We start from the raw sequence: 13340 nt of genomic DNA on the forward strand, positions 1-13340 counted from the left end.
GCCGTACCCCATGAGGTGACCGCGGGTTACCGCAGGTCACCATTGCGGTCCGGGGTGACCATCCCGTAGGTTGTGCCGCGCTCACGCCCACTACTGACTGGTAACACCGGTAGGTACCTCATGCGCTGGCCCTCCGGCCGTCCCACCACCGTCCGCGCGCGGATCGTGGCGCTCGCGCTCGCCCCGGCCGTCGCGCTGATGGCGCTGTGGAGCTTCGCCATGTGGTCCGTCACCGGCGAACTGCGCGCGCTGGTCCGGGTCCAGGGGGTGTACGAGGACTTCGGCACCCCCGTGGACACCGCGATCGGGCAGATCCAGATCGAGCGCCGGATGTCCGCCGCCTATCTGGGCGCCCGCCTCGACACGGCCACCGCGAGCGCACTGCTCGGGCAGCAGCGCCGCACCGACCGGGCCGTCGACACCATGCGGCAGGCGGTCCAGCACGGCGACCGCGGCCGGCTCACGGACCGTCAGAGGCAGGCGCTGGACGCCGTCGTCGCCGCCACCGGCAAGCTGGACGGGCTGCGTTCGCAGGTGCTGTCCCGGCACATCAGCTGGGACCGGGCCGTGGACGCGTACAGCGCGCTCGTGGAGCCCGGCTTCGACGTGCAGTCCACGCTCACCGCCCTGCAGGCCGGACAGCTCGCCCGCGAGGCACAGGTCGTCATCGAGCTGGTGCGGGTGCGGGAGTTCGTCTCGCGGGAGGACGCGCTGGTCGCCGGGGCCCGGGCGGCCGGCACCCTGACCGACCGGCAGTACGACGGCCTGACCGCGACCATCGAGGACCGGCGGGTCTTCGAACGGACGTATGTCCCGGACCTGCCCGCCGACTCGCGGGCGCTCTTCGAGAACTTCCAGCGCGGGGACCTGTACGCCTCGCTGGCGCACGGCGAGGACGCGCTGCTGCGCTCCGGCGCGGCCGGCGCCGGGAAGGCCGTCGCGGCGGACACCTGGCGCTCCACCACCGACCGGGCCGTCGTCCGCTACCGCGAGCTGTGCACCACGTCCGCCGAGAACTCCGCCGCCCGCGGCCGGGCCTTCGCCTACCAGGAGCTGACCAAGGCCGCCGTCGTCGGCGGGGCGGGCCTCGCCGCGGCCGGGCTGTCGCTGTGGTTCGCGGTGCGCGGGGCGCGGCGCATCTCGCGGCGCCTGGAGACCCTGCGGGACGCGGCCGACGTCCTGACGAAGGACCAGCTGCCCGACGTCATGCGCAGACTGAGCGCCGGTGACGAGGTGGACGCGCTCGTCGAGGCGCCGCCGCTCGCCGCGGACGAGTTGCGCGACGACGAGATCGGGCAGGTCGGCCGGTCCTTCAACACCGCGCGGCTCGCCGCCGTCGAGGCCGCCGTCACCCAGGCCGGCCTGCGCCGGGGCCTGTTCGCGGTGCTGCTCAACATCGCCCGGCGCAACCAGGCCCTCGTCCACCGGCAGCTGAAGCTGGTCGACACCCTGGAACGGCGCACGGACGACCCCGACGTGCTGCGCGAGCTGTTCCGCATCGACCACCTGACCACGCGGATGCGCCGGCACGCGGAGAGCCTGATCATCCTCTCCGGCGCGGCGCCCGGCCGGCGCTGGCGCCGGCCCGTCCCGGTGGCGGACGTCGTCGCCTCGGCCGTCGGCGAGATCGAGGACTACGCGCGCGTGGTCGTGCCGCCGATGCCCGAGGTCGGCGTCGCGGCCGACGCCGTCGCCGACGTCGTCCACCTGGTGGCCGAGCTCCTGGAGAACGCCACCGTGTACTCGCCGCCGCACACGCAGGTCACCCTGCGCACCGGGCGGGTCAGCAGCGGGTTCGTGCTGGAGATCGACGACCGGGGGCTCGGTCTCGACGCCGACGCGCGCGCCCGGGCCCACAGCACCCTCACCGACCCCGACGCCTTCGACCCCACCCGCCATGACCGGCTGGGCCTCTACGTCGTCGGCCGCCTCGCCGCCCGGCACGGCATCGAGGTGAGCCTCAGGGACTCGCCGTACGGCGGTACGACGGCGGTGGTACTGCTGCCGGAGGGTGTGCTGGCGGAGATGGAGCCGACGGTTCCCGAGCGGACGGCCCCGGTACCGCTGGTGCCCGAGCCTGCGCTGCCCGAACGGGGTGTGCCTGGGCCTGCGGCGCGCGCCTGGGGTGTGCCTGGGTCTGTGGCGCCCGGGCGGGGTGTGCCTGGGCCTGCGGCGCGCGCCTGGGGTGTGCCTGGGCCTGCGGTGCCTGAGAGGGGTGTGCCTGGGCCGGAGAGGGACGGGGCAGGTGTGCCTGGGGCTGCGGTACAGGGGGCCACCGTGCGCGCGTTGCCGTCCAGGAGGCGGTCCGCCGCGCCGCGTGAACCGCAGGGCGCCCCCGAGGCGCAGCCGCCCGCGCGGCACCGGCTCGCACCGGTGCCCGCGCCCGACTCGGTGGCCGCGGCCGATTCTGTGCCCGTGCCCGACTCGGTTGCCGGGTCCGATTCGGTGCCCATGCCCGACTCGGGGACCGCTCCCGACGTGGTGCCCGCGCCCGAATCGCCCGAATCACCCGTATCCGGGTCGCCCGTCTCCGAGTCGCCCATGTCCGCGCCCGCGCTGCCCACCCGGATCCGGCAGGCCTCTCTCGTGCCGGAGCTGCGGGACGAGCCGCCGCCCCGGGCGAGCGAGGCCGGACCGGAGGTCGACGCCGAGGAGATGCGGGCGATCTTCGGCGCCTTCCAGCGCGGGCTGGACCGCGGCCGCAAGGGCCAGCCGGCGGACACCGCGAAGCCGACGGCACCGCAGCCCCCCAGGGGCGCGGGGAACCGCGTGGCCGGCCCCCACACACCCGCACCAGCGATCGATGACGCACCCCGCTCCGCCTCCGACCCCGCAGACCCCCCGATCACCGACACCGTGACCACCCATGCCCCCGAAGGGACGGACACCGACGATGCCCGGTGACGCACACTCGCCCGAGCAGCCGGCCGAAGCCGGCGGAGCGCTCGGGTGGCTGCTGGACGACCTCGTGGCGCGCACCGACCACGTGCGCCACGCCGTGCTGCTGACCGCCGACGGCCTGCCGCTCAGCAGCTCGGACGGCATGCGCCGACGCGACATCGAGCATCTGGCCGCCGTCTGCTCCGGCTTCCACAGCCTGGCCCGCTCGGCGGGCGAGCGGTTCGAGGCGGGCGAGGTGCGGCAGACGATGGTGATGCTCGACGACGCCTACCTCTTCATCACCCCGGCCGGCCACGGCAGCCGGCTCGCCGTCCTCAGCGAGGCCGGCACCGACGTCGGGCAGCTCGCCCACGAGATGGCCCTGCTCGTCCGCCGCCTCGGGGGCCACCTGGACGCGGCCGCCCGTACGACCAGATGATCCCGCGGTGAGCGACGAGCACTGGTACGAGGACGAGACCGGGCCGATGGTGCGCCCCTACACGGTGACCCGGGGCCGCACCCGGCCCTCGGGCGCGCACGCCATCGACCTGATGTCCCGGGTCACCGCTCTGGAGACCGACGCGCAGCGGCCGGACATCGACCACGCCCGCGCCGCGCTGCTCGATGTGATCCGGCGCGGCCCCCGTCCCGTCGTGGAGCTGGCCGCGGACGCCGATCTGCCGCTGACCGTCCTCAGGGTCCTGCTCGGCGACCTGGCCGAGGCGGGCCTGATCCGTATCGACGAGCCACGCCGGCTCCCGGCCGGGGGCGCGGCCGCCGACCCGGAGCTGCTGCGGGAGATCATGGACCGGCTGCGCGAGATCTAGCCGTTCGTCACAGCCGTGTACGAGCGCTGTGTTGATCGGAACGCATCAACTGACGTCGGGGTGACAAGGGCTCCTCCGACGCGAACGGCTCCTCCTCCCCGAGCCAGAGCGCCGTCTCCCAGGACTCCGGTTCCTCGAACACGGGCGGCACTGGCACGGGCACCGGCAAAGGCAGCGGCGAGACCTTCACCAGCCGCATCGTCACCCGGCTCCGCCGTCACCGTCGACCCGATCGGCACCGGCAAGTAACCGGACCCAGGGCCGCTCGCAAGGCCCTAGAACCGCGGCTCCCAGGGCACGACGGTGAAATCGCCCGTGCCCTGCTTCACTTTCTCGAACGGGGCCGAGGACACACACTTCGGCAAGTTCGCGGTGTCCGTCGGACTGCCGACCGCCGCCCAGCTGTAGCCCAGCCGGTCGTGCCGGCCGAGGTCGTGGACCGTGACGCCGACCCGCTTGCCCTTCGCCCCGGGCAGGTCCGATGCCGTGATCACACCGGACACCACGGCGACCTTCCCGCCGGTGACCAGGCAGTCCACCCTCGCCCTGGCCCAGGCCCCCTTGCCGTGCAGATAGTGGCTCCAGGCGAAGGTGCCGGTGGCCTTGAGCGGGTCCGCGGTGTCCTTCGCCGCCAGATGCGCGTCGAAGCCGAACGTGATGTCGTCCCCGGCCGAGCGGTACAGCTTGGCCGTGCCGGTCAGCGCCGCGGCCTCGCGCTCCGGGCGAGGTGCCCCGCCGCCCGCGGCCAGTGCCGCCTCGGCCGTACCGGTGGTGATCAACAGGGCGGTGACGACGGCAGCGGCGGCGATCTTCGTACGACGCTTCATGACGGTCCTTTCCGCAGGTCATACGCGTGAACTGAACGCTCACCACTCTCCTGGCGGCGGCCGGTGCGCACATCGCCCCGCGGGCGGGACCCCGCCTCCCCCGTCCGGCGGGGAACCTTACGGCTGACCTGCGCCCCGGGGAGGACGGGGCGTGGCCCCGAGGGGGCGCAACGAATCGCCGCCGGACCCCGATTCCACGCAACGAACCGCGCACGGGCGCGCAACGGCTCCTTCTTGTCCGGCCGAGCGCGCCGACCGTACCTTCTTAATGACCTCCTAACCCCCTGAGTCCGGTGAGGAACACGCATGCGCACCGCCCTGCTCCAGAGCTCCGGCCGCCCCGGCTCCGTCGTCGAGAACCTCAAGGTGCTCGACGAGGCCGCGGCCCGTGCCGCCGCCGCGGGCGCCGCGCTGCTCGCCGCACCGGAGATGTTCCTGACCGGCTACGCCATCGGTGACGCCGTCGGCCGCCTCGCCGAGCCCGCCGACGGCGACTGGGCCGACGCGATCGCCGAGACCGCCACCCGGCACGGCGTCGCGATCGCCTACGGCTACCCGGAGCGCGACGGCGGACGCGTCTACAACTCCGCCCAGCTGATCTCCGCCGACGGCAGCCGGCTCGCGAACTACCGCAAGACCCACCTCTTCGGCTGCTTCGAGCGCGACCACTTCACGCCCGGCGAGCAGCCCGTCGTCCAGGCCGAGCTGAACGGCCTCACCGTCGGCCTGATGATCTGCTACGACGTCGAGTTCCCGGAGAACGTCCGCGCCCACGCCCTGGCCGGCACCGACCTCCTCGTCGTCCCGACCGCGCAGATGCACCCCTTCCAGTTCGTCGCCGAGTCCCTCGTGCCGGTGCGCGCCTGGGAGAACCAGATGTACGTCGCGTACGTCAACCGGGTCGGCCGGGAAGGGGAGTTCGAGTTCGTCGGGCTGTCCGTGCTCGCCGGTCCCGACGGAGTCGCCCGCACCCGCGCCGGCCGCGGCGAGGAGCTGGTGTTCGCCGACGCCGACCCGGCCTTCCTGGCCGCCTCCCGCGAGGCCAACCCGTATCTGAAGGACCGCCGCCCCGGTCTGTACGGGTCCCTGGTCTGACACCCCCCTGAGCTTCCCCCCGAGTACTTTCGCGCAAGGAGTCCGTACCCCATGACGTCCACGGTGCCCAACGCCGTCGAGCACACCGACGAGCAGCAGCCGCCGATCACCATGTTCGGCCCGGACTTCCCCTACGCCTACGACGACTTCCTCGCCCACCCGGCGGGCCTCGGCCAGATACCGGCGACCGAGCACGGCAGCGAGGTCGCGATCATCGGCGGCGGTCTGTCCGGCATCGTGGCCGCCTACGAGCTGATGAAGATGGGCCTCAAGCCCGTCGTCTACGAGGCCGACCAGATCGGCGGCCGGCTGCGCACGGTCGGCTTCGAGGGCTGCGACGAGTCCCTCAACTGCGAGCTGGGCGCGATGCGCTTCCCGCCGTCCTCCACCGCCCTGCAGCACTACATCGACATGGTGGGCCTTGAGACGAGGCCCTTCCCGAACCCGCTGGCCGAGGCCACCCCGTCCACCGTCGTGGACCTCAAGGGCGAGTCGCACTACGCCGAGACCATCGACGACCTGCCCCAGGTCTACCGGGACGTCGCCGAGGCCTGGAACAAGTGCCTCGACGAGGGCGCCGACTTCTCCGACATGAACCGCGCCATGCGCGAGCGCGACGTCCCGCGCATCCGCGAGATCTGGGCGAAGCTCGTCGAGAAGCTCGACAACCAGACCTTCTACGGCTTCCTCTGCGACTCCGAGGCCTTCACGTCCTTCCGGCACCGTGAGATCTTCGGCCAGGTCGGCTTCGGCACCGGCGGCTGGGACACCGACTTCCCGAACTCCATCCTGGAGATCCTGCGCGTCGTCTACACCGAGGCCGACGACCACCACCGCGGCATCGTCGGCGGTTCCCAGCAGCTGCCGCTGCGCCTGTGGGAGCGCGAGCCGGAGAAGATCGTCCACTGGCCGTACGGCACCTCGCTGAAGTCCCTGCACCTGGACGGCGAGCCGCGCCCGGCCGTGACCCGGCTGCACCGCACCGCGGGCAACCAGATCACCGTGACGGACGCGAACGGCGACATCCGCACCTTCAAGGCGGCCGTCTTCACCGCCCAGTCCTGGATGCTGCTGTCCAAGATCGCCTGCGACGACTCGCTCTTCCCGATCGACCACTGGACCGCGATCGAGCGCACCCACTACATGGAGTCCAGCAAGCTCTTCGTGCCGGTCGACCGGCCGTTCTGGCTGGACAAGGACGAGGACACCGGCCGGGACGTCATGTCGATGACGCTCACCGACCGCATGACCCGCGGCACCTATCTGCTGGACGACGGCCCGGACAAGCCCGCCGTGATCTGCCTGTCCTACACCTGGTGCGACGACAGCCTGAAGTGGCTGCCGCTGTCCGCGAACGAGCGGATGGAGGTCATGCTGAAGTCGCTCGGCGAGATCTACCCGAAGGTCGACATCCGGAAGCACATCATCGGCAACCCGGTGACGGTCTCCTGGGAGAACGAGCCCTACTTCATGGGTGCGTTCAAGGCCAACCTGCCCGGCCACTACCGCTACCAGCGGCGCCTGTTCACCCACTTCATGCAGGACCGGCTGCCCGCGGACAAGCGGGGCATCTTCCTCGCCGGTGACGACATCTCCTGGACGGCCGGCTGGGCCGAGGGCGCCATCCAGACCGCGCTGAACGCGGTCTGGGGCGTCATGCACCACTTCGGCGGCGCGAGCGACGCGGCCAACCCGGGCCCGGGTGACGTCTACGACGAGATCGCGCCCGTGGAACTCCCCGAGGACTGACCGGGAACCCGGAAACCGGGCACAGACCAGGGCGTGGGCGGCCGGCCTCAGACTCCGGCCGCCCGCGCCTTCTCCAACACCTCCGCGGCGACGTCCTTGAGCTCCTGCGCGTCCCGTGCGCTGCCCTGGAGGTCGATGAGGATCTCGTCGAGACCGATGCCGGCGAACTCCACGAGGTCCGCCACGATCTGTTCGGCATCGCCCTGGAAGGGCTGTCGGCCCGCGCCTTCGTACGGCTTCGCCTGCTGCGCCGCGTTCACCCGCAGCACCGTCCGGATCGGGCGCGTACGGCCCCGCTCCTCGGCCATCTCCCGCAGGCGCCGCCACTGGGCGGTGACCTGGCCGGCGTTCATGCCGACCGGCAGCCAGCCGTCGGCGTGGTCGACGAGCCGCCGCAGGGCCCGTTCGCTGCTCGCGGCCAGCATGACCGGAATCGGCCGGGCGGGCTTGGGCCCGACCACGGCCGAGGCGATCCGCGTCAGGGTGCCGTCGTAGACGACCGGATCCGGGCCCCACACCGCCCGGCACACCCCGATGATCTCGTCCAGCGACGTGCCGCGCTCCTCGAAGGGGCGGACGGCGGAGGCCGCGTACTCGTCCAGGGACCAGCCCGTGCCGAAGCCCGCGATCACCCGACCGCCGCTCGCCGCGTCCAGCGAGGCCAGGGCCTTGGCGAGCTGGAACGGCACGTGCAGCGGGGCCACCAGGACGCTGGAGCCCAGCTCGGCCCGCTCGGTGGCCGCCGCGGCCAGGGCGAGGGTGACCAGCGGGTCCGCCACGTTCCGGTACTGGTCGGGCCAGGGCACGCCGTCCATGCCGTACAGGCCCTGGGTGGCGGGCTCCGGGAACAGGGCCCGCTCGAAGACCCACAGGCTGTCGTAACCGATCTGTTCGGCGGCGCGTGCCACGTCGGGGACGTCCTTGCCGAGGGAGTACTGCCGCATCTGGGGAAGACTCAGACCGAGCCGGGTCGCCATACCGCTGCTCCTCTGCGCTGGGTGTCGACCGTTCAACGTACGGTGACCGCGGGGGTGTTCCACGGATGGCTCGCCCAAGGGCCGGATCCGGCCAGGTCAGTCGGCGAGCGGAGTCAGCAGCATCCGTCCCGCGAACCCCACCGCCGCGTCCAGCCGTGCGGTGAACTCCTCGGCGACATCGCCGCAGTGGCGCAGCGCCCACAGGGCCCGGGCCGCCGACCAGGCCGCGTCGCGGGCCCGCTCCAGGCTCCAGCAGCCCAGCAGATGGGTCAGCGGGTCGGCGATCTGGAGCAGGTCGGGACCCGGCATCAGATCCTCGCGGACGCGCTCCTCCAGCGAGTCGAGGAGAACGCCGACCTGGTCGAACTCGTCCTCCAGATCGGGTGGTTCGCAGTCGAGCGTACGACAGGCGTCCACCACGGCGAGCGCCAGATCGTGCCCGATGTGCGCGTTGATGCCCGCCAGCGCGAACTGCACCGGCCGTACCCCGGGATGGCCGCGGAGCTGGAACAGCGGGCGCCAGCAGGCGGGCGGACGGTGGTCAGCCGCCGCCGCCCCGACCGCCGCCAGATAACGCTCGGCGAACCGCGCGTCCAGGGCGATCGCCGCATGTGGATCCGGGAACTCCCCGGCGTCCAGGCGCCGGTCGACCTCCTCGGTGACGGTCAGGTAGACGCGGTTGAACACGGCGACACCGTCCCGCTCGGGCAGGGTCGCGCCGAGCGCACGCATCCGGGAGACGACCGCGTCGACGGGAGTGCTGAAGTGTTCCGACTGCGCCATGGGGGAAGGGTCCCAGCCCTGGGCCGGGCGGCGCGCCGACCGGCCCGGTGCTTCGCCGGATCGGGGGAACGGACCGCCACAGTGCGGATGTGGCGGATGTGAGGGGGGAGAGGCACGGTGTCAGGCTTACGCGTCCGGCGCCTCGCCGAACGCCGGGCCGCGCGCAGGCGAGCCGTGCGGCGCGCGGTGATGGTCACGGCGGCCTCGGTGGTGACCCTGGTCGGCTCCGTCACCGGGATCGTCCTGGCGCTCGACTCCGGCCAGGCCCGTACCGAGGTGATCCGCGCTCCCGGCCCGGCGCCCGCGCCGACGAGGCCGTCGCCTGCGCCGGACACGCCGGACACGCCGGACACGCCGAGCACACCGGTCACCGGCGAGCCGACACCCGGGCCGACTCCGCAGGTCAGGACGACCCCGGCCGCGCCGACCCCGGCCCGGAGCAGCCAGCGGGCCGCCCCCGTGGCACCGCTGCTGTACCGCCGGCCCGGCTCCCAGGTGCTGGACTGGGTCCGCGCGCACCCCGACGATCCGCGCACCGCCGTCATCGCCGCCCGGATCGCCGACCGGCCGGCCGCGGTCTGGTTCACCGATCCGGACCCGGGCACCATCACCGCCCAGGTGGGCGCGGTCACCACGGACGCGGCGGCGCGGGGCCGGGTCCCGGTGCTCGTGCCGTACGCGATCCCCGACCGGGACTGCGGCGGCGCCTCCCGGGGCGGCGCTCCGGACCTCGCCGGCTACGACACCTGGATCGGCGCCTTCGCCCGGGGGCTGGGCCAGGGCGAGGTGATCGTGATCCTGGAGCCGGACTCCCTCGCCCAGTCCGGCTGTCTGAGTCCGGCCGACCGCGCCGCCCGCCTCGCCTCGCTGGCCCGCGCGGGCCGGGTGCTCAAGGCGGCCGATCCCCGGGCGCGGGTCTACTACGACGCCGGGCACTCCGGCTGGAACCCGCCGGGCGAACAGGCCGCGCTGCTGAGACGGGCGGGCGCGGCGGACGCCGACGGCGTCTTCAGCAATGTCTCCAACTTCCGCACCACGGCCGACGAGATCGCCTACGACCGCCAGGTCCTGGCCGCGCTCGGCGGCCCGGCCCGGCTCGGCGCGGTGATCGACACCAGCCGCAACGGCAACGGCGCCCCTTCGGAGGGCCAGTGGTGCGACCCGGCCGGCCGGCGGATCGGCCGGGCCCCCACCCTGGACACCGGTGAGGCCCGGATCGACGCGTATCTGTGGGTGAAGCTGCCGGGGGAGTCCGACGGCTGCCGGGGCGCGGCCGGGACGTTCACCCCTTCGTACGCCTACGACCTGGCGCGCGGGCCCTCCGTGCCGCCGGCCTCCGTGTCGTAGGCGGACATCCCCTCGTCCAGCAGCGGCCCCTGCTGCTTCAGATGGGCCGGGGCGAAGGCACGCAGTGTGTGGTAGCCGGTGATGACGACCAGGGTGCCGAGCGCGATGCCGCTGAGCGAGAAGTTCCGGGTGAAGGTCAGGCTGACGTTGCCGACGCCGATGATGATGCCCGCGGCGGCCGGGACCAGGTTCAGCGGGTTGCGCAGGTCCACCCTGGCGTGCAGCCAGATCTGGGCGCCGAGCAGGCCGATCATGCCGTAGAGGATCACGGTGATACCGCCGAGGACACCGCCCGGGATCGCGGCCACGACCGCGCCGAACTTCGGGCAGACGCCGAAGAGCAGCGCGAAGCCCGCGGCGGCCCAGTAGGCGGCGGTGGAGTAGACGCGGGTCGCGGCCATGACACCGATGTTCTCGGAGTAGGTGGTGTTCGGCGGGCCGCCGACGGCGGTGGACAGCATCGACGCGACGCCGTCCGCCGAGATCGCCGTACCGAGCTTGTCGTCCAGCGGGTCGCCGGTCATCTCGCCGACCGCCTTGACGTGGCCCGCGTTCTCCGCGACCAGGGCGATGACGACCGGCAGCGCGACCAGGATCGCCGACCACTGGAAGGACGGCCCGTGGAAGTGCGGCAGGCCGAGCCAGTCGGCCCTGGACACGCCGGAGAGGTCCAGGCGCCAGTGGTCGGCGACCTTGCCGCCCGGGCTCATGGAGTGGATCTTGCCGAAGATCCGGTCGAAGGCCCAGGAGATCGCATACCCGAAGACCAGGCCGAGGAAGATCGCGACCCGGGACCAGAAGCCGCGCAGACAGACCACGGCGAGGCCGGTGAACAGCATGACCAGCAGCGCTGTCCACTGGTCCTGCGGCCAGTAGGTCGAGGCCGTCACCGGGGCCAGGTTGAAGCCGATCAGCATGACGACCGCGCCGGTGACGATCGGCGGCATCGCGGCATGGATGATCCGCGCGCCGAACCGCTGCACCGCGAGCCCCACCAGGAACAGCGCGATGCCGACGACGAACACCGCGCCGGTCACGGTGGCACTCGTGCCGCCCTGCGCGCGGATCACGGCGGCCACGCCCACGAACGACAGGGAGCAGCCCAGATAGCTGGGCACCCGGCCGCGCGTGGCGAGCAGGAAGATCGCGGTCGCCACGCCCGACATCATGATGGCCAGATTCGGGTCGAGCCCCATCAGGACGGGCGCCACGAAGGACGCGCCGAACATGGCGACCACGTGCTGGGCGCCCAGGCCCACCGTGCGGGGCCAGGAGAGCCGTTCATCGGGGCGTACCACCGCTCCGGGCGCGGGCGTGCGCCCGTCACCGTGCAGTTTCCAGCGCACGCCGAGATCCATGGTGGGGTTTCGCTTTCTTACGTACATGAAGACGGTCCGCACCATTGTCACGGCTGATGAGCGGTCCTACGCTCGCATGGTCCTCCTCATGAACCACGTTCATATACCTGATTCTGTAGGGAGTGCTCGATGAGCGGAAGAGCCCGTGCGGCCGTCCTGCTGGCCGCCATGGTGGCGACGGCGGCCGTGCTCGTCCCGTCCGCGCGCGCCACCCCGTCCGCGCGTGACGGACATGCCGCGCAGGCCGCGCCGAAAGCGCCCCGGACCGCCGTGCTCGACGGCGGCCGTCTCCGGCAGACCCGCGCCCGCCTGGACCGCGACCCTCGACTGCGGCGCACACTGGGCGACTTGACCGCCCGCGCCGACGGCTGGCTCGACCAGGGCCCCTGGACGGTCGTCGACAAACCGAGGCCCGCGCCCGGCGGCGACGTCCACGAGTATCTGAGCCAGGCCCCCTACTGGTGGCCCACGACGACCCCCACCGCCGGCAACCCCTGGGGCTGTCCCTACGTCCAGCGCGACGGGCAGCGCAACCCGGCGGTCGACAGCGGCACGGACCGGCAGGACGCCGAGAAGGTCTTCGACTCGACGTACGACCTCTCGCTCGCCTGGTACTACACGGGCAGGCGTGCCTACGCCGAGAAGGCGGGGCAGATCCTGCGCACCTGGTTCCTCGACCCGGCCACCCGGATGAACCCCGACCTGGACCACGCCCAGTTCATCCCGTGCAGGTACGACGGCCGCGCCACCGGCATCATCGACTTCTCGCAGTCGTACACGAGCGTCCTCGACGCCCAGGCGATCCTGGCCGCCGGCGCCCCCGGCTGGAGCGCGAAGGACCGTACCGCGATGAGCAAGTGGAACACCGGCTTCCTGGACTGGCTGAAGAGCAGCGCCTTCGGCAAGGAGGAGGGCTCGGCCGCCAACAACCACGGCACCTTCTACGACATGCAGCTCGCCGCCCTCGCCTACGCCACCGGTGACACCGCGCTCGCCGGGCGGACGGTGCTCGACGCGCGCGCCCGGCGGATCGACCCGCAGATCGCGGCCGACGGCGGCCAGCCGCAGGAGCTGGCCCGCACCCGCAGCTGGCACTACTCCGCCTTCGACCTCGTCGCCTACACCCGGCTCGCGGCCATCGGCCGGCATGTGGGCGTGGACCTGTGGTCGTACCGGGGCCCGGCCGGGCAGAGCCTGGCCGAGGCGGTGGACTATCTGCTGCCGGCCGCGACGGGCGCCGCCGCGTGGTCCCATCCCGAGCTGGAGTTCCACCGGTACGCGGCCACCGACGTCGTACACGCGGCGGCGGACGCGGGCGACGCGGCGGCGCAGGCGGCCGTGGCGAAGCTTGAGGCGCCGCCCGGCAAAGACCTGTGGGCGCTGCGCCCCGCCGCCGAGCAGCTGGACTCGATGGCGGGCTGACCGGGCCCCGGCCGGAGATCCTGAGCGGTCGCTTAGTATGGAAGCGTCTCAGCGGCGATGCATTCGTCTCAGCAG

Annotated in this window: 11 protein-coding genes; 7 read left to right on the top strand and 4 right to left on the bottom strand. The window is 72.8% G+C overall.

Features of this window, described 5'->3' with window-relative positions; all coding sequences use genetic code 11:
• Nucleotides 1-120: 120 nt before the first annotated feature.
• The 3 genes from IE277_RS12615 to IE277_RS12625 are packed head-to-tail and all read left to right on the top strand — an operon-like array spanning nt 121 to nt 3707.
• Nucleotides 121-2904, top strand: coding sequence for a sensor histidine kinase (locus tag IE277_RS12615; protein ID WP_229881272.1), 2784 nt, complete (start codon nt 121-123; stop codon nt 2902-2904).
• A complete protein-coding gene (locus IE277_RS12620) occupies nt 2894-3319 on the top strand; it encodes a roadblock/LC7 domain-containing protein (RefSeq protein WP_189951618.1) in 426 nt (141 codons plus the stop codon). Before IE277_RS12615 ends, IE277_RS12620 begins: the two co-directional genes overlap by 11 nt.
• A gap of 7 nt (nt 3320-3326) precedes the next feature.
• Nucleotides 3327-3707, top strand: a complete 381-nt coding sequence (locus tag IE277_RS12625) for a DUF742 domain-containing protein (RefSeq protein ID WP_229881292.1) — start codon at nt 3327-3329, stop codon at nt 3705-3707.
• 275 nt (nt 3708-3982) lie between these two features.
• On the opposite strand, the gene IE277_RS12630 is transcribed toward IE277_RS12625, so the two are convergent.
• Nucleotides 3983-4534, bottom strand: coding sequence for a Repetin (locus tag IE277_RS12630; RefSeq protein WP_189951620.1), 552 nt, complete (start codon nt 4532-4534; stop codon nt 3983-3985).
• Nucleotides 4535-4840: 306 nt separating this feature from the next.
• On the opposite strand from IE277_RS12630, the gene IE277_RS12635 reads away from it, so the two are divergent.
• Nucleotides 4841-5629, top strand: a complete 789-nt coding sequence (locus IE277_RS12635) for a carbon-nitrogen hydrolase family protein (protein WP_189951622.1) — start codon at nt 4841-4843, stop codon at nt 5627-5629.
• A 51-nt stretch (nt 5630-5680) separates the two neighbouring features.
• Nucleotides 5681-7378: a flavin monoamine oxidase family protein gene (locus tag IE277_RS12640; RefSeq protein WP_189951623.1), complete on the top strand. Its 1698-nt coding sequence runs from the start codon at nt 5681-5683 to the stop codon at nt 7376-7378.
• A gap of 47 nt (nt 7379-7425) precedes the next feature.
• On the opposite strand, the gene IE277_RS12645 is transcribed toward IE277_RS12640, so the two are convergent.
• Nucleotides 7426-8355 carry a TIGR03619 family F420-dependent LLM class oxidoreductase gene (locus IE277_RS12645; protein WP_189951626.1) on the bottom strand — a complete coding sequence of 310 codons (930 nt, stop codon included), beginning with the start codon at nt 8353-8355 and terminating at the stop codon, nt 7426-7428.
• Nucleotides 8356-8451: 96 nt separating this feature from the next.
• Nucleotides 8452-9138, bottom strand: a complete 687-nt coding sequence (locus IE277_RS12650) for a DUF5995 family protein (RefSeq protein ID WP_189951628.1) — start codon at nt 9136-9138, stop codon at nt 8452-8454.
• A gap of 189 nt (nt 9139-9327) precedes the next feature.
• Between IE277_RS12650 and IE277_RS12655 the strand changes: the two genes are divergently transcribed.
• Nucleotides 9328-10485 (top strand): glycoside hydrolase family 6 protein, encoded by a 1158-nt coding sequence (locus tag IE277_RS12655; RefSeq protein ID WP_189951810.1) that lies wholly within the window; start codon nt 9328-9330, stop codon nt 10483-10485.
• Here the strand turns inward: IE277_RS12655 and IE277_RS12660 are convergent.
• On the bottom strand, nt 10437-11843 hold the full coding sequence (locus tag IE277_RS12660) for a uracil-xanthine permease family protein (RefSeq protein WP_189951631.1): 1407 nt from the start codon (nt 11841-11843) through the stop codon (nt 10437-10439). The two genes, IE277_RS12655 and IE277_RS12660, sit on opposite strands and share 49 nt — an antisense overlap.
• Before the next feature lie 129 nt (nt 11844-11972).
• On the opposite strand from IE277_RS12660, the gene IE277_RS12665 reads away from it, so the two are divergent.
• The gene (locus tag IE277_RS12665; protein ID WP_189951633.1) at nt 11973-13265 is read left to right on the top strand and encodes an alginate lyase family protein; all 1293 of its coding nucleotides are present in this window, start codon (nt 11973-11975) and stop codon (nt 13263-13265) included.
• Nucleotides 13266-13340 lie beyond the last annotated feature (75 nt).

This window comes from Streptomyces alanosinicus, from assembly GCF_014650595.1.
GTDB lineage: Bacteria > Actinomycetota > Actinomycetes > Streptomycetales > Streptomycetaceae > Streptomyces > Streptomyces alanosinicus.

What these genes read in the sequence shown, in the direction of transcription:
- IE277_RS12615 (WP_229881272.1), top strand. Translation starts at nt 121, where the DNA reads ATGCGCTGGCCCTCCGGCCGTCCCACCACCGTCCGCGCGCGGATCGTG.
- IE277_RS12620 (WP_189951618.1), top strand. Translation starts at nt 2,894, where the DNA reads ATGCCCGGTGACGCACACTCGCCCGAGCAGCCGGCCGAAGCCGGCGGA.
- IE277_RS12630 (WP_189951620.1), bottom strand. Translation starts at nt 4,534, where the DNA reads ATGAAGCGTCGTACGAAGATCGCCGCCGCTGCCGTCGTCACCGCCCTG.
- IE277_RS12635 (WP_189951622.1), top strand. Translation starts at nt 4,841, where the DNA reads ATGCGCACCGCCCTGCTCCAGAGCTCCGGCCGCCCCGGCTCCGTCGTC.
- IE277_RS12640 (WP_189951623.1), top strand. Translation starts at nt 5,681, where the DNA reads ATGACGTCCACGGTGCCCAACGCCGTCGAGCACACCGACGAGCAGCAG.
- IE277_RS12645 (WP_189951626.1), bottom strand. Translation starts at nt 8,355, where the DNA reads ATGGCGACCCGGCTCGGTCTGAGTCTTCCCCAGATGCGGCAGTACTCC.
- IE277_RS12650 (WP_189951628.1), bottom strand. Translation starts at nt 9,138, where the DNA reads ATGGCGCAGTCGGAACACTTCAGCACTCCCGTCGACGCGGTCGTCTCC.
- IE277_RS12655 (WP_189951810.1), top strand. Translation starts at nt 9,328, where the DNA reads ATGGTCACGGCGGCCTCGGTGGTGACCCTGGTCGGCTCCGTCACCGGG.
- IE277_RS12660 (WP_189951631.1), bottom strand. Translation starts at nt 11,843, where the DNA reads ATGGATCTCGGCGTGCGCTGGAAACTGCACGGTGACGGGCGCACGCCC.
- IE277_RS12665 (WP_189951633.1), top strand. Translation starts at nt 11,973, where the DNA reads ATGAGCGGAAGAGCCCGTGCGGCCGTCCTGCTGGCCGCCATGGTGGCG.